Here is a 17,224-nt window from a genome sequence, read left to right as displayed (position 1 = left end):
AACTTTAAATTGATGCATTTAATGTTTTAAATACCAAGGCTTTTGTAAGTTTTTCTCCAGCCGATTTTTCTCTAATCGTATCAAAAGTAACTTTAAAATCGCAACCCGATTTATAGGCACTACAACCATAAGCGGTCTTGCCTTTCATAACGGTGCCTTGTTTACATTTCGGACATGTTAAAGTATCAGGAACTTCTGTTTTTGTTTCTTTTTTCACGGCGACTTTAGGTTCCAAAACCAGTTTAAAATCGTCGTCAAATCGCAACAAACCTTCAACAGTACCTTGCTCGGTTTTGAAACCTTTTAAGTTGACAGTCGATCCTTTTTGAAGTAAACGGATGTATTGTTTTTCAGAAATCTTTTTATCGCTAAAACTGAATGGCAATACGAATTTACAACCCGATTTAAATGCGCTACAACCGTAAGCCGATTTTCCTTTTATCAGGGTGCCTTGTTTACATTTCGGACAGTTCTCAGATAAAATACCTGCCTGTTTCTTTGTTTTAGCTTTTGCTGTCTTTTTTTCGGCATTAGCTTCATAAGAGATATTGGCACGTTTGGTTTCACTACGTACTTCGTACACCAACTCGTCTACCATGCGTTTCATGTTATTTATAAACGTTCCCGCATTGTATTCGCCTTTTTCAATATCTTTTAATTGCTTTTCCCATAGTCCTGTCAGTTCTGCAGATTTTAATAAATCGTTCTGAATAATATCTATCAACTGTATTCCAGTTGTAGTAGGCAGTAATTGTTTTTTATTACGGACAATGTATTTTCTTCGGAATAAGGTTTCAATAATATTGGCCCGTGTAGACGGTCTTCCAATACCATTTTCCTTCATGAGTTCACGCAAATCATCATCGTCTACTTGCTTACCAGCCGTTTCCATGGCACGTAGGAGGGAGGCTTCCGTAAACTGATTTGGTGGTTTGGTTTGCTTTTCTAAAAACGAAGGTTCATGAGGTCCTTTTTCACCTTTAACAAATGTGGGTAAAATGCCTGATTCTTTTTTCTCTTTATCAGGAGATTCAAATACAACACGCCACCCTTTTTTAAGAATTTCTTTTCCAGTGGTTTTAAAATTTACTTCGGCCGCTTTACCAATTACCGTGGTATTAGACACCGAACAATCATCGTAAAACACAGCAATAAAACGCTTTACTATAATGTCGTAAACCTGTTGCTGATTGTATTGTAAATTAATCTGAATCCCCGTTGGGATAATGGCGTGGTGATCGGTTACTTTTTTATCGTTGAATACTTTAGCCGATTTCTTAATTTTCTTGCCTAAAAGCGGTTCGGTTAAGGTGTTGTATTTTGTTAATTTCTGAAGAATGCCATGTACTTTTGGATAGACGTCGTTCGGTAAGAACGTAGTATCTACTCTAGGATAGGTCACCACCTTTTGCTCGTACAGCTTCTGAACGATTTTTAAAGTTTCATCTGCCGAAAATCCGAATTTCGTATTACAATATACCTGTAATCCTGTTAAATCGAATAATTTAGGCGCATATTCTGTGCCTTTCTTTTTGGTAATCGAAACAATTTCAAAATCGTCTTCTTTAACTTTATTGGCGAGTAATTCACCATCTTCCATCTTTAAAAAACGCCCTTCTTCATAACTAAATAAGGTGTCTCGATACATGGTTTGTAATTCCCAATACGGTTGTGGCTTAAAATTTTCAATCTCTTTAAAACGATTTACAACCATAGCCAAAGTTGGTGTTTGCACACGACCAATAGATAATACTTGTTTGTAGCCACCATGTTTAACGGTGTATAAACGCGTCGCATTCATCCCTAATAACCAGTCGCCAATCGCTCTAGAAAACCCAGCGTAATACAAATTATCGTATTGTTCAGACGGTTTTAAATGCTCGAAACCTTCTTTTATGGCTTCTGTGGTTAAGGACGAAATCCATAAGCGTTCTACCTTACCTTTATACTCTGCTTGGTCTAAAACCCAACGTTGTATTAATTCTCCCTCTTGACCAGCATCCCCGCAGTTTATAACCACATCGGCTCTGTCAAATAATCCTTTTACAATATTAAATTGCTTCTGAATACCGGAATCCGAAGTCACTTTGGTTTTAAACTTCTCGGGAAGCATGGGTAAATTGTTTAAATCCCAACTTTTCCAGTGTGGCTTATAGTCGTTTGGTTCAAACAATGTACATAAATGCCCAAAAGTGTAAGTTACCGCGTAGCCATTACCTTCGTAATATCCATCGTGTTTGGTATTCGCACCTAAAACAGACGCAATTTCACGGGCTACACTTGGCTTTTCGGCTATACAAACTTTCATTTTCTTTCCTTAAATAAGAGTCCGCAAAATATAACTTTTACGGAGTAAAAAGAAGCAGAGTTATCAGGAGTTATTAACGAATAATTTGGTCTTCAATTTTTAAGTTTTACATAAATTCCAATTGCTTTTCATCATTTTAATCAGATTTAGATATGGAAATTGACTATCGAACCCATATTTGCTTTCACTTCATTTAATTAGCTATATTTAGCCTAAACCTAATTTAACTTGATAAACATTTTATGAAAACATGTAACATTACAAAAATCGGACTGCCGGTTTTACTTTTTCTACTAGTATTTGCTTCCTGCAAAGAAGAACCAAAAGCTGTCGTTAGTCAGAAAGCAGAATTAAATACCTGGTTTGATGTGAAGTATGAAGAGTTACTTCAAATGAGTCCGATGCACTTAACTTCTCTAGGTCGAAAAGATTTAAATGATAAAATCGACGACATGAGTAAAGAAGCGGAAGATAGAAAACTCGCTTGGTATACCGAAAGTGCCAAAACGTTAAAAGAAACATTTGATTATGATAATTTGGATGAAGCAGACCAAGCTTCTTACGACTTATGGTTGTATCAATACGAGATGTTAAAGGAAGGCATGACGTATAGAGATATGGAATATGTATTTGAACAAATGCGTGGTGCACATACGTACTTTCCGAACTTCTTAATCAATTATCATAAAGTGGATAGTCTTCCAGACATGACGGCATATATTTCTAGAATTAAAGATGTAGGTGTTGCTATGAATCAATTATTGGTTAAAGCTCAAGACCAAGCCGATTTAGGTATATTACCTCCAAAATTTGCTTTCGAAACAGTTATTTCTCAAACCAAAGGATTACTTGATGGTAAAACAGTATTAGAAGATATGCATAGAAAAACCGATGCGCTTTTAGCTTCAGAACAAATTACGCCTGAAGAGGCTGAATCTTTAAAACAAGAATCTGCATCTGTAATTCAGGAAGCATTTATACCTGCGTATCAGAATCTTTTAACGTGGTTAGAATCTGAAATTGAAAATGCCGAAGCAACACCTACAGGGGTTAGCAGACATGACAATGGTAAAGATTTTTACAATTATCAGTTAAAAGTTTTTACTACTTCCAATCTAACAGCAGACCAAGTGCATGAAAAAGGATTAGAAGAAGTGGCTAGAATTAGAGAAGAAATGCTAGCGATTAAGGATAAAGTTGGTTTCGATGGCGACTTAAATGCGTTTTTTAAGTTTGTAGATAGCGACCCTCAATTTTACTTTCCAAATACAGACGAAGGTAGACAAGGATATTTAGATGAATCCACAAAATATCTGGATGCTATAGAGAAAAAATTACCCGATTACTTCGGAATTCTTCCTAAAGCCAAATTAGAAGTTAAACGTGTTGAAGCGTTTAGAGAACAAGATGGTGCACCACAACATTATAATGCAGGAACTCCGGATGGCTCTAGACCTGGAACGTATTATGTTCATCTTTCTGATATGAGTATGATGGACAAAACCACAATGGAAGGTGTCGCGTATCATGAAGGTCTACCAGGGCATCACATGCAAATTTCTATTGCTCAAGAATTAGAAGGTGTTCCACAGTTTAGAACTCAAGCAGGTTTTAGTGTGTATAGTGAAGGTTGGGCATTATATTCGGAAATATTGGCTAAGGAAATGGGCGGATACCAAAATCCGTATTACGATTTCGGACGCTTGGTTAATGAAATATGGAGAGCCATCCGTTTGGTGGTCGATACTGGATTACATGCCAAAGGCTGGACGGAAGCAGATGCGTTTAAATATTTTAAAGAAAACTCATCGGTGTCAGATGGTGCTATTACCGCAGAAGTACAACGCTATATGGTAATGCCTGGACAAGCGACATCTTACAAAATAGGAATGCTTAAAATTCAGGAATTACGTAAAACAGCAGAAGACAAATTAGGTGATAAATTTGATATAAAAGGATTTCACGACACCGTGCTTGGTGGAGGCGCTTTACCAATGGAATTATTAGAACGTCGCGTTAATATGTGGATTGATTCGCAAATGAAACACTAACATTTTCATATATGCATTAAAGCATATAGTGAAGACATAAAAACGCCTTGTATCTTTATAAGATACAAGGCGTTTTCTATACATAAAGATGATATTTTAAAAAGAAATATCCCATTGAACTCTAAAACGTAAGCCGTTATCGTAAATTCCGGTCTGGTCTTGAAAGTTGAAGTATGTAACTTCAGACGTTAACTTATTTCTATGACCATTAAAAAACCAGTTAAATGCCAAAACAAATTCTTCTTCTAAATTATTAGATAAATGTGTATTCGGAATGTAATAAGCATAGCGCGCCGCAACCTCTAAGGGTTTTGGAAACTTAGGCCAGATACTATGGAAAAAATATCCAGACTGAAAATATGCACCTTTTAAATTAGTGGTTTGGTCATTTACATAATCGTAAATTTCTTTAGTATGAAATTCGTTTTGCCAAGATAATCCACGATACATAAAGGCAGTTTCTAGTAAAAATTGATTGACTTTATATTGTCCGTCTACACCATCTTCAAAACCAACTAATTGTCCGCCACCAGCTTGAGAAAAACGTGTATATGGGCTTCGGTTGGTAGTTCCCGCTACAGCAATTAAACCGGTAAAGTCTTCATAATAGGCCAAATCTGAACCCGTGAAACTCAATTCACGGCCCATAAAATTATATTGTAAACGCCCCACATACATTAAATGTTCGTCGTCATTTTCTGTGGAACCACGTCCCGTACCTGTTAAAATGGAAGCGTGATATGTAAAATCGGCAAATTTGCTCGGGTTAATTCTACCATAAAACTCAATACCTTGCTGTCTATCTAGAGTAAAAGGACGCGTTAAAATAGAACGGTCTGCCATTTGTTGTTTTCCAGAAGAAATTACACGTTCTCGGTTGTAATAGGTTTTCCATTGCCCAACTTTAATTTTAAAGAACGAATACTTTTCAATCATAACCCTGAAATCCATAAGATTTCCAGCAGATACTTCGTATTCCCAGTAGTATTTTAACCAAGGTTTATAAGCGTGACCCCCTATTTTTAAACGTGCTCTGTTTATCTTAAAAACCGTTTCCTTTTCGGAATATATTTCATCGTAGGTTACCGGATTTAAATCACTTGGAGTGGAAAATCTAAATTGTAAACGCGATTCTATATGAAGGGCATATTTCTCATCAGAAGTTTTAAACTCAAAACCTTCATCGGTATATTCAATTCCAATTTTTTGTTCCTTAACCGCCGTTGAATCTTTTAACGCATCAGATTTATCTTGTCCGTAACTTAAAGCAGTCGACAAATAAAGGCAAGACAGAAGTAAATAAAATAATGATTTGGTCGATTTTTTCATAAGGTATAAATAGTCGATACGAATTTAATAAACTCTAAATTATAAAATAATATTTATTAGTTTAAATCTACTCAAATGCCATTTATCTAGAATTCTGTATACACTAATGTGTAATAATTTATGGTTAGAAGATTTAGAAAACAATCCGAATTTAGTTGTCAATAACACTTAGCGCTAAACGAATTTTGAAGTAATCTAATTGTTCATCAAAGTAATCGTAATACGCTTTTAATGAGGTAGAACCTTCTATGTTTTCTTTTGCTTTTTTTACATCTTCAACTTCGCGTTTAGAAACAAAATCATAAATATTAATATCTTTTCCGTCGCTATGAAGCTTTGCAATGTGCGAGTAAACCGTGGTATCTCTTAATTTACGTTGCATAGAAATTTCTTCAATGGAGAGTCCTTTTTTATACAAATCGTAAGTCACTAAATGGGTCGAACGTTTTTTCTCTTTCTTAGGTTTAGACCCCAGAAACTTCATGATTTCTTCAATAAATTCATCACCATACGTTTCTGCTTTATGCTGACCAACACCGCTAACATCCATTAAATCCATGATACTCATCGGGCGGTCGCGTTCCATTTCCATTAAGGTTTTGTCACTAAAAATAAGGTAAGCCGGAATGTTTTCTTCTTTAGAAATTTTATAACGCAACTGACGTAAACGTTCAAATAACGAATCTGCCGTCGTTTTTGATGCACCACGTTTAACCTTCGTACGTTTTACTTTTTCTTTAACTTTTGGCTCGGCAATATGCACCGGTCGTGTTAACGATACTTTAGCGCCTTTAAACAATACATTATTAGAAAATTCGGTGAGTTGTAAGGCATTATTTTTATGAAATGCAATCTCGCAATACCCTTGATTCATAAGTTGAATAATAAAATGTTGCCAATCTTTCCAAGCGACATCTCTACCTATACCAAAGGTTTTTAATTTATCGTATCCCTTCTCTAAAATATTAGCATTATGAGACCCGCGTAACACATCTAAAATAGTCCCTATCGCTTCCTTTTCTTTAAGACGATATACAGCAGATAATATTTTTTGTGCGATAATAGTACCGTCGAAAATTTGTGGCGGATTCTTGCACACGTCACAATTTCCACAATTTTCTTCTAGTAACTCACCAAAGTAACTTAGCAAGATTTTTCGTCGGCATGTTGTTGCTTCACTAAATTGTTTCATGCGTTCCAACTTCGCAATCTGAACCTCTTCATTAGAAGCTCCAGACGCAAAACGACGTAATTGAATCACATCGGCATAACTATGAAACAGTAGAGCATGAGCTTTTAAGCCATCACGTCCCCCACGACCAATTTCTTGGTAGTATCCTTCAATGTTTTTAGGCATATTGTGGTGAATCACCCAGCGGACATTCGATTTGTCAATTCCCATTCCGAAAGCAACCGTAGCACAAACCACCTGAGTGGTGTCGTAAACAAAATCTTCTTGAACTTTGTTGCGTTCGTTAAAATTAAGTCCGGCATGATAGGCTGTAGCAGGAATTCCATTGCTGTTTAATTTCTTCGCAAGTTCTTCAGTGTTTTTTCTGCTTAAACAGTAAATAATTCCCGACTGATTAGGATGTTTTTTTACAAAACTGATAATCTGTTTTACTTTTTCAGTACCAGAACGCACTTCTAAAGAAATATTCTGTCTATCGAAAGAGGATATAAATTGTTGCGCATTCGGAATTTGTAACTGATCTAAAATATCCTGACGTGTAGCTTTATCTGCCGTGGCGGTTAACGCTATAATAGGAATATTGGGTAGCGACTTTTTTAAGAAGCCGAGTTGTTGGTACGACGGACGAAAATCATGGCCCCAAGACGAGATACAATGTGCTTCGTCAATAGCAATACAACTCACATACCGCTCGTTTAAAATATTAGATAAACCCGCAAGACTTTCTGGCGCAACATATAGAAGTTTTAACTCTGCTTTTATAACTTGTTCTAAAATAGCTTGTTGCTCTTCAGACGACTGACTACTATTATAAAAATTGGCATCAATACCGTTGGCTTTTAGTCCATCGACCTGATCTTTCATTAACGCAATAAGGGGAGAAACCACTATTGTTAAGCCTTCAAAAAGCAAAGCAGGCACCTGAAAACACATCGATTTTCCGCCTCCAGTGGGCATAATTACAAGCGCATCGTTTCCTTCAAGCACATATTCTATAATATCTTGCTGTTGGGCACGAAACTGGTCGTATCCAAAATGTTTTTTTAAAGTAGGAAGTAGTAATTTTTTATAATCGGGTAGTGGCATGCTTTTTTTTTCGAATGGCAAAATTAAGGCAAACAACTCATAAAACAGCAAAACAATTTTTAAATTTCTTCCATAAAAATTTGTTTTCATGAATTAAAATCCTTTAAGTTTGTAAGAACAAAAAATAAACTTTAGGAGTAACTACTATGTAGTTTGAGAAATATCCTTTGAACCTGACGCTGTTTATACAGCCGGAGGAAAAAGTTAGCACTTTTCAAATCATTTCACTAGAACCGAGTTCAAATTCGGTTTATCCTTTAAAAGTTTATGGAAATTTATCTAAATCAAGATTATGATATCTATAAACGTAAACAATGTTATACATCAGGTTGCCGAAAATACTTCGCTTGCAACTATCGTTTCTAAACTAAGTCCCATTCAAAATGGTATTGCAGTGGCTGTTAATAATACTGTTGTGCCTTATTTTAATTGGGAAAAAACTACAGTTTTAAACAATGATAATATCCTGATTATTCAAGCTACACAAGGTGGCTAAAACTGTTTCTTTTTTTATATCACAATCTTATTTAACCTAATTAATTCGGTGTATACACAAGTTGTTTGCACTTTAATTTAATGAATAACCATGAAGAAAAAAGACACAGCACCGCAAAATGGTGTGACTAGAAATCCGTTTCCAAATTCAAAGAAAATTTACGTACAAGGCGAATTATTCCCGGAATTACAAGTGGCTATGCGAGAAATAGCATTGAGTGATACCGTAGATTCCTTAACAAAATCCCGAACTCCTAATCAGCCGATTACGGTTTATGATACTTCTGGACCATATACCGATCCTGATAAGGATATTAATGTGCATCAAGGAATTGAGCGCATTCGAGAACCTTGGGTTTTAAAACGTGGAGATGTTGAACAATTAGATGCGTTCTCATCAAAATACTGTAACGAGCGTATGAATAATGCAGAACTCGATCATTTACGATTTGCAGATGTTAAAAAGCCATTTCGAGCTAAAGCAGGCAAAAATGTATCGCAAATGCATTATGCCAGACAAGGGATTATTACGCCAGAAATGGAATATGTAGCCATTCGTGAAAATCAAAAAATAGACGAAGCTATTCGCTTGTCTGAACAACATAAAGGTCAAGATTTCGGAGCGTCAATTCCGCAGAAAATTACAGCCGAATTTGTACGAGAAGAAATTGCTCGTGGACGTGCCGTGTTGCCTTCAAATATTAATCACCCAGAAAGTGAACCGATGATTATTGGTCGTAATTTTCTTGTGAAGATTAACGCAAATATCGGTAACTCGGCTACAACATCTAGTATAGAAGAAGAAGTTGAAAAAGCAGTTTGGGCATGCCGTTGGGGCGCCGATAATATCATGGATTTATCAACTGGAGAAAACATTCATGAAACTCGTGAGTGGATCATTCGTAATTCGCCTGTACCGATCGGAACTGTGCCCATTTATCAAGCTTTAGAAAAAGTAAATGGTAAAGCCGAAGATTTAACTTGGGAGATTTTCCGTGATACTTTAATTGAACAAGCCGAGCAAGGTGTCGATTATTTTACCATTCACGCTGGTGTGCGTTTACGCTATGTGCCAATGACGGCAAAACGTATTACAGGAATTGTTTCTCGTGGTGGATCAATCATGGCAAAATGGTGTTTAGCGCATCATAAAGAAAGTTTTTTATACACACATTTTGAAGAGATTTGCGAGATTATGAAAGCTTACGATGTCGCGTTCTCATTAGGTGACGGATTACGTCCAGGATGTATTGCCGATGCCAATGACGAAGCACAATTTGCAGAGTTAGAAACTTTGGGCGAACTGACTAAAATCGCATGGAAACACGATGTACAAACCTTTATTGAAGGACCGGGACACGTACCAATGCACATGATTAAGGCCAATATGGACAAGCAGTTAGAAGCTTGTGAAGAAGCGCCTTTTTATACTTTAGGTCCGTTAACCACAGATATCGCTCCGGGATACGATCATATTACTTCGGGTATTGGAGCCGCTATGATTGGTTGGTTTGGTTGCGCCATGTTATGCTATGTAACACCTAAAGAACACTTAGGTTTACCAAATAAAGACGATGTACGCACAGGAGTGGTAACGTATAAATTAGCTGCACATGCAGCTGATTTAGCAAAAGGACATCCAGGAGCCCAACACCGTGATGATGCTTTAAGTAAAGCACGATTTGAATTCCGTTGGGAAGATCAATTTAATTTGGCTTTGGACCCAGAATTGGCTCGAGAATATCATGATGAAACATTGCCTGCAGAAGGTGCTAAAATAGCGCATTTCTGTTCGATGTGCGGACCGAAATTCTGTTCGATGAAGATTTCTCAAGAGGTAAGGGATTTTGCTGCAGTTAACGAAATAATTGGAGACGAAGTGTTTACAAAAGGAATGGAAGAAAAGTCGGAAGAATTCAAAAATAAAGGGAGTGAAGTGTATCTTTAAACCATATTACAGTTAGTAATGTATAGTTGGCTTGTGCTTGGCTTGCATTACTAATTGTTCACTTTTAATGAATTATAGAGATGATTGTACTCATAGCACCTGAAACGGATTTACCTAACGAAATTGAAATCTTACATCAGCTTTTTGAAGCCGGTTTGCAATATTATCATTTGCGGAAACCGAATAAGAATTACGAAGAACACGTGGCTTATTTAAATCAGATTGATACGGAATATCACAACAGAATTGTGGTGCATTATGTTCATGAACTGGTTAATGTATTCAATTTAAAAGGCATTCATTTTCAAGAGCAAAAACGTATTGATCATATCGATAATCCAGGACAGTATTTTAAAGGCTTAAATATGTTTGGTAAAACCATAAGCTCCTCGTTCCATGAACCCGAAGATCTAGCTAATTGTTATTTCGAATTCGATTACCACTTGTTGAGTCCGGTGTTTTCATCCATTTCAAAAGTAGGATACGAAGGTCGCGGATTTGATGTCAATCACATCGATAAAATCGTTATTGGTATGGGCGGTGTGACAGAATTTAATATTGAAACCTTTAAAAAATTAGGTTATAAGGGTGTTGGTGTTTTAGGCGGGATTTGGAATAGCGAAAATCCTATAGATGTTTTTAATAAGATACAATGTCAATTTAAATAATAAGGCGCTGAAATAGGTTCAGGGTATTGGTATATTCAACTTTTAGAAATAGAATGTTGTTTGTGTCGTCATGCGGAACTTGTTTCAGCACATAAAGAACATAATTATCTTTAAACATACATATAAAATAGTTCTAATAATTTTGAGTCCACGAACTAAATTCAGGATAATATGAAAGAATTAAACAAACATTAATGAATAACAAAACATTCATATTAACAATTGCGGGACTCGACCCTTCAAGTGGAGCGGGAATCACATCCGATATTAAAACATTTGAAGCACATGGATTATATGGTTTATCGGTTTGTACAGCAGTAACGGTGCAAAACGATATCGATTTTAAAAATTGTGTTTGGATTGAAGCATCCATAATTATTCAACAAATCGAAACGTTGTTCGAGCGTTTTACTATCGATGTTGTTAAAATAGGAATTATAGAATCTTGGCAAGTACTTTCTAAAGTTGTAGACACGTTATTACGATTAAACCCAACCATAAAAATTATTTTAGATCCTATAATGCAGGCGAGTTCAGGATTCGATTTTCACACCGATTCAGATTTTGAAACATTCAATAGTGTTTTAGATACATGCTATTTTATAACTCCTAATTACGATGAAATTCAGAATTTATTACCAAATAAATCCATTTCAGAAACCATTGAGTTTATATCTCAAAAAACAAATATTTATTTAAAAGGAGGTCATCGTGCCGACAAAAAAGGTTGGGACGAAATTTACCACAGCGGTATTGTTCAAATTAATTTTAGACCAGGTGTTCAGAAAATCCATGAAAAACATGGCAGTGGTTGTGTTATTTCGGCCGCATTAGCCTCTAATTTTACGAAAAACATGGATTTAGAAGATGCTTGTAAATTAGCAAAACAATACACAGAACAGTATCTAAATTCAAATGACTCGTTGTTAGGAACACATAATTACAAAAACTTATGATAAGTAAATTACAGTATATCACACAAGGAGACACGGCAGAACAACATTTAGAATATGTTCAAGCCGCATGTAGTGCAGGAGCAGATTGGATTCAATTACGAATGAAGAATTTCGATGAAGCCATTGTTTTAGATACAGCTAAGAAAGCACGAGAAATCACTATGCATTTTCAGACTCGATTAATAATAAACGATTTCTATAAAGTAGCTAAGGCTGTAAATGCCGATGGTGTGCATTTAGGAAAAGACGATGGTTGTCCGTTAGAGGTTCGGGAGTATTTAGGAAAATGGTATCGCATTGGAGGTACAGCGAATACGCTTGAAGATTGTAAAAGCCTTATCGAAAAAAAGGTAGATTATATCGGTTTGGGACCGTTTCGCTTCACTACTACTAAATCTAAATTAGGACCTATTTTAGGAATTGATGGCTATAAATCTATTCTAAATTCAGTGCAATCGGACATCCCGATGGTGGCTATTGGTGGCATCACTCTTAATGATGTGCCCGAACTTATGGGTACAGGAATTTATGGTGTTGCAGTGTCTGGAGAACTCACGCAGAATTTTAATAACATTCCAGAGTTTAATAATCTTTTAAACGGACCAAGTACCCAAGAACAAGTTTATAAAATGAATAAAAAAGAAGATGATGAATGATTTTTTAACCATTGCAGATAAAACATTTAGTTCGAGATTATTTACTGGAACTGGAAAATTTAGTAATTCTCAGAATATGAGAGATGCCATTTTAGCTTCAGAAAGTGAATTGGTTACTGTAGCTTTAAAACGCGTAAATGCATCTGATTTAGAGGATGATATATTAACGCATTTAAACCATTCGTCGATACATTTATTGCCAAACACCTCTGGAGTACGTACTGCCGAAGAAGCTGTGTTTGCGGCCAATTTATCCCGAGAAGCGTTACAAACCAATTGGGTGAAATTAGAAATTCATCCCGATCCTAAATATTTATTACCCGATCCTATTGAAACCTTAAAAGCAGCAGAGATTTTGGTTAAAGAAGGATTTGTGGTGATGCCATATATTCATGCCGACCCTGTTTTATGCAAGCGCTTGGAAGATGTTGGCGTGCAATGTGTCATGCCTTTAGGAGCACCTATAGGTAGTAATAAAGGGTTAAAAACGTTAGAATTTCTGGAGATTATTATAGCGCAAAGTAATGTTCCGGTAATTGTAGATGCAGGAATTGGGAGTCCATCTCACGCCGCCTTTGCTATGGAATTAGGAGCAGACGCTGTTCTTGTAAATACTGCAATTGCTGTATCTCAGAACCCTATAGAAATGGCTAAAGCATTTAAATTGGCTGTACAAGCTGGACGTATGGCTTATAAGGCTAAGTTAGCACCTGTTAAACAACATGCCGAAGCAAGTAGTCCATTAACAAGTTTTTTAAACGCATAAGTTATGAGCACTTTTAAAACCCTTTTAAATCAATATAATTGGAACGATACGTTGCAAAGTATTTATGCTAAAACCGAAAACGATGTGTTACAGGCTTTAGGAAAATCGACTCGGGATTTAGAAGATTTTAAAGCCTTAGTGTCTCCTGCCGCCGCACCTTACTTGGAAGATATGGCGCAATTGAGTCAGCAAATTACTAAGAAACGTTTCGGGAATACCATACAAATGTATGCGCCTATGTATTTGAGTAACGAATGTCAAAACATTTGTACCTACTGTGGTTTTAGCATGACAAATAAAATACCGCGTCGAACTTTAAATGATGCTGAAATATTAAAAGAAACCGCTTTCTTAAAATCTAAAGGTTACGATCATATTTTATTAGTCACAGGAGAAGCCAACCGCACAGTAGGCGTGGAGTATCTAAAGCATGCCATTCAACTTATACGCTCTCAATTTTCTAATATCACCATAGAAGTCCAACCTTTAGATCAGGATGAATATGAACTATTAATAGAACACGGTTTGTATGCTGTTTTAGTATATCAAGAGACGTATCATCGTGACGAATATAAGAAGCATCATCCCAAAGGTAAAAAATCAAATTTCGATTACCGATTAGAGACTCCAGACCGTTTAGGAAAAGCGGGGATTCATAAAATTGGATTGGGAAGTTTGTACGGTTTAGAAGATTGGCGCGCCGACAGTTTTTTTACAGCGCTTCATTTTAAATACCTTCAAAAAACCTATTGGAAAACAAAATACAGTATGTCTTTCCCGCGTTTACGTCCGTTTTCAGGTGGCTTAGAGCCTAAGGTAGAAATGACAGATCGGGATTTGGTACAACTTATTTGTGCGTATCGTTTATTAGATGAAGATTTAGAATTATCTATGTCTACTCGAGAAAGTGAATTGTTTAGAGATCATATTGTCAATTTAGGAATCACCTCTATTAGCGCAGAGTCTAAAACGAACCCTGGAGGCTATGTAGTTGAAAAACAATCACTAGAACAGTTCGAGATTTCCGATGAGCGACCGACAGAAGTCGTAGCAGAAATGTTAAAATCTAAAGGATTAGAAGTTGTTTGGAAAGATTGGGCAAACAATTGGCAATAATTATTAAATTTACGGCATGCTAAATAAGGAAGAACATTTACAATATAAACGTCATTTAACTTTAGAAGATATTGGCGAAGTTGGTCAGAATAAATTAAAAGACGCTAAAGTATTAGTGGTTGGAGCTGGAGGTTTGGGCTGTCCGATCTTACAGTATCTAACAGCCGCTGGTGTGGGAACAATTGGTATTATAGACCACGATAGTGTAGATCAAACTAATTTACAGCGTCAAGTATTATATGGTTATAATGATATCGGAAAGTTTAAAGTGTCTTGTGCCATTTCTAAGTTAGAACAACTTAATAAGTTTGTTAAATTCAAATCGCATATCGATCGCTTAACGAAGTCTAATGCTAAGAAGATTTTCAAAGCCTACGATATTATTGTGGATGGGACCGATAATTTTGGTACCCGATATTTAATCAATGATGCGGCTGTATTGACAGAAAAACCGGTTGTTTTTGGATCTATTTTTAAATTCGAAGGACAAGTTTCTGTTTATAATTATAAAAACGGACCGACTTATAGATGCTTATATCCAAAAACGGATGGTGGTAATTTAAATTGTGAAGAAGTTGGCGTATTAGGCGTTTTACCAGGCATTGTGGGCTTATTACAAGCCAATGAGGTGATTAAAATGATTTGCGAAATAGGAGAGGTGTTAACAGGAAAACTGTTAGTATTTAACGCCTTAAGCATGAGTCAGAATATAATTTCTTACGATAAAACAGTACATGCTCATGTGACGTATATTGAAGATGTCGAGGAAGAATTCAACGTGAATACTTCAATGAAATCTTTAACTTTCGATGAATATTTGAAGCATAAAGACGATCTGTTTGTACTAGATGTAAGGACGCTTAAAGAGCACGATATGTTTCATTTATCTCACGATTATCATATTCCGCTCAAGGAAATAAGTGATCGCTACATCGAGATCGATACTAATAAATCCATTTTGGTCTATTGCCAAACAGGGAAACGTAGTATACAAGCTATTGAAATATTAAAAGGATTAAATATTAAAAACAAGCTGTACAATTTGAAAAACGGCTTACAACAACCTATTTAATCCATGCTATAAATTGTAAGTGCTACATTGCATTAGGACCACCAAACTACAAAACATTTTGATAGTAATCCCTTGGGCGACTTCATCCAACATAAGGGTGCTGTCTTGTTGTCGATTAAGGGTTGAAGTTTATCTACAAACGCTACAAAGTTTAACCACGGAGTTTGTGTTTTAACCTCACACAGCCAATCTGTTTTGGCGGGCATGTAAAACTTACAATCTTGAAATTGAAGTAAGGCGTTATAGTGTATATAAAATCCTTTTACACAATCTGGATTTATGGTATTAAAACGGACAGTTTCGGAATTATAAGGGATAAAGAGTTGTGCTTTAAAATACACTTGCTGTTGCAGGTTTGCTGGCTCCAAATCTAAAGTCGTTTTTAAAAACGTTGCTGTTTCTGGACGATATAACAGCGGAAGTTGCTTATCTTTTAGCTTCGTTAATTTATCCACTAAACTATCCTTTCTATTAGGGCCAATCCAATGGTCGTATTCTGTGGCGCCTACACTCGGATCGTACAAATAAAACTTATATACAATCTCTAAATGAATGGGTGTACCGTCTTGTTTTAAAAGACAATCTATTTCTCCTAGTGTTATTTTGTCTTTCTGAATTTGAATGTTTTCAGTAAGAATCTCAATGTTTTTATGCCGACGTAATTCAAAACTTACAAAACGTTCAACGCGTTTTCCTAATCTGAGTTTGCTATCCAAAACAGTGTTAAGTGCTACATGAGGCATAGCCTCTAGATTAAATTGCTGTATACCCCAAGATGTTTTACCACTCCAAAGTTGTTTGGTGTTTCTGTAACCGTTGTATTGCTCAAGAATAGTCGTCAATGGTGTTATTTTTAGATTTCACATGCTAAATATAGTAAAATACACGTCTATAATTAGACACGTTCTAAATTCAAAACATAGTTTAAAATTTCATAATTATTTCTTAAATTTATAAGAGATTTAAAAACCAAGAATTTGGCTACCAATATATTACCAGACAAAAATTCGAAATGGCTTCCTGTATCCATTGTTATTCTAGGAAGCATCGTTGGTTTGGGATTATTTTTGGCTAAAGAATCGGAAATCGTTTCTTATATGACCGATGATCCTAAAGCGTGTGTAAATTGTCATGTTATGACATCCGAATATAATAGCTGGATGCATAGTTCGCACAGAGAAGTTGCTTCTTGCAACAGTTGCCATGTTCCTCAGGATAATATTTTTAGCGCGTATTACTTCAAAGCTAAAGATGGATTATATCATTCTTACGTGTTTACAATGCGCAAAGAACCTCAAGTTATTAATATGTTAGAGGCGTCTCAAGAAGTGGTGCAACAAAACTGTATTCATTGCCATCAAGATCAACTTATTGACCCCAAATTAGCGAGTTGGTCAGATACCCACAAAGAAAATAGAACAGAACGCGCCTGTTGGAGTTGCCATATGGAAGTCCCTCATGGTAAAGTTCATGGACTTTCTAGCACAAAATATACTATTGCACCCATACCTACAGATAAAGCCAAAGATGTGGTGCCAGAATGGTTAAAACAAGAAATTAAAAAATAATTAAAATCTATTC

Annotated in this window: 14 protein-coding genes and 1 riboswitch; of the genes, 10 read left to right on the top strand and 4 right to left on the bottom strand. The window is 35.9% G+C overall.

Annotated features, from left to right (window positions below):
* Nucleotides 1-4: 4 nt before the first annotated feature.
* Complete coding sequence (locus AC0UBM_RS03810) at nt 5-2,308, bottom strand: type IA DNA topoisomerase (protein ID WP_475687705.1); 2,304 nt, start codon at nt 2,306-2,308, stop codon at nt 5-7.
* A 242-nt stretch (nt 2,309-2,550) separates the two neighbouring features.
* On the opposite strand from AC0UBM_RS03810, the gene AC0UBM_RS03805 reads away from it, so the two are divergent.
* Nucleotides 2,551-4,359 (top strand): DUF885 domain-containing protein, encoded by a 1,809-nt coding sequence (locus tag AC0UBM_RS03805; protein ID WP_475687704.1) that lies wholly within the window; start codon nt 2,551-2,553, stop codon nt 4,357-4,359.
* 96 nt (nt 4,360-4,455) lie between these two features.
* Here AC0UBM_RS03805 and AC0UBM_RS03800 read toward each other — a convergent pair whose 3' ends face one another.
* Both AC0UBM_RS03800 and recQ read right to left on the bottom strand, forming a co-directional pair.
* Nucleotides 4,456-5,688 (bottom strand): porin, encoded by a 1,233-nt coding sequence (locus AC0UBM_RS03800; protein ID WP_475687703.1) that lies wholly within the window; start codon nt 5,686-5,688, stop codon nt 4,456-4,458.
* Nucleotides 5,689-5,839: 151 nt separating this feature from the next.
* Entirely contained in the window at nt 5,840-7,966 is a 2,127-nt protein-coding gene (recQ, locus tag AC0UBM_RS03795; RefSeq protein WP_475687903.1) for a DNA helicase RecQ, read from the bottom strand.
* A gap of 123 nt (nt 7,967-8,089) precedes the next feature.
* Nucleotides 8,090-8,183, top strand: a riboswitch (TPP riboswitch).
* A 75-nt stretch (nt 8,184-8,258) separates the two neighbouring features.
* On the opposite strand from recQ, the gene thiS reads away from it, so the two are divergent.
* From thiS to moeB, 8 genes are all read left to right on the top strand, one after another.
* Nucleotides 8,259-8,462, top strand: coding sequence for a sulfur carrier protein ThiS (gene thiS / locus AC0UBM_RS03790; RefSeq protein WP_414034461.1), 204 nt, complete (start codon nt 8,259-8,261; stop codon nt 8,460-8,462).
* A gap of 90 nt (nt 8,463-8,552) precedes the next feature.
* Complete coding sequence (gene thiC, locus AC0UBM_RS03785; protein WP_414034462.1) at nt 8,553-10,409, top strand: phosphomethylpyrimidine synthase ThiC; 1,857 nt, start codon at nt 8,553-8,555, stop codon at nt 10,407-10,409.
* 80 nt (nt 10,410-10,489) lie between these two features.
* Nucleotides 10,490-11,077 (top strand): thiamine phosphate synthase, encoded by a 588-nt coding sequence (locus AC0UBM_RS03780; RefSeq protein ID WP_475687702.1) that lies wholly within the window; start codon nt 10,490-10,492, stop codon nt 11,075-11,077.
* Nucleotides 11,078-11,271: 194 nt separating this feature from the next.
* A complete protein-coding gene (locus AC0UBM_RS03775) occupies nt 11,272-12,033 on the top strand; it encodes a hydroxymethylpyrimidine/phosphomethylpyrimidine kinase (RefSeq protein WP_475687701.1) in 762 nt (253 codons plus the stop codon).
* Complete coding sequence (thiE, locus tag AC0UBM_RS03770; protein WP_475687700.1) at nt 12,030-12,689, top strand: thiamine phosphate synthase; 660 nt, start codon at nt 12,030-12,032, stop codon at nt 12,687-12,689. Before AC0UBM_RS03775 ends, thiE begins: the two co-directional genes overlap by 4 nt.
* Nucleotides 12,682-13,455 carry a thiazole synthase gene (locus AC0UBM_RS03765; protein WP_414034466.1) on the top strand — a complete coding sequence of 258 codons (774 nt, stop codon included), beginning with the start codon at nt 12,682-12,684 and terminating at the stop codon, nt 13,453-13,455. The genes thiE and AC0UBM_RS03765 overlap by 8 nt, the downstream gene beginning before the upstream one ends.
* Before the next feature lie 3 nt (nt 13,456-13,458).
* Nucleotides 13,459-14,571 carry a 2-iminoacetate synthase ThiH gene (gene thiH, locus AC0UBM_RS03760; protein WP_414034467.1) on the top strand — a complete coding sequence of 371 codons (1,113 nt, stop codon included), beginning with the start codon at nt 13,459-13,461 and terminating at the stop codon, nt 14,569-14,571.
* A 16-nt stretch (nt 14,572-14,587) separates the two neighbouring features.
* Complete coding sequence (moeB, locus tag AC0UBM_RS03755) at nt 14,588-15,643, top strand: molybdopterin-synthase adenylyltransferase MoeB (protein ID WP_475687699.1); 1,056 nt, start codon at nt 14,588-14,590, stop codon at nt 15,641-15,643.
* 32 nt (nt 15,644-15,675) lie between these two features.
* Here moeB and AC0UBM_RS03750 read toward each other — a convergent pair whose 3' ends face one another.
* Nucleotides 15,676-16,485, bottom strand: coding sequence for a DUF1853 family protein (locus AC0UBM_RS03750; RefSeq protein WP_475687698.1), 810 nt, complete (start codon nt 16,483-16,485; stop codon nt 15,676-15,678).
* Nucleotides 16,486-16,620: 135 nt separating this feature from the next.
* On the opposite strand from AC0UBM_RS03750, the gene nrfH reads away from it, so the two are divergent.
* Entirely contained in the window at nt 16,621-17,211 is a 591-nt protein-coding gene (nrfH, locus tag AC0UBM_RS03745) for a cytochrome c nitrite reductase small subunit (RefSeq protein WP_475687697.1), read from the top strand.
* The last annotated feature ends 13 nt before the right edge of the window (nt 17,212-17,224 follow it).

The sequence above is a fragment of the Formosa sp. F44 genome, assembly GCF_056238645.1.
The sequence above is the reverse complement of the archived record's forward strand: the minus strand, read 5'-3'. Positions and strand labels throughout refer to the sequence as shown.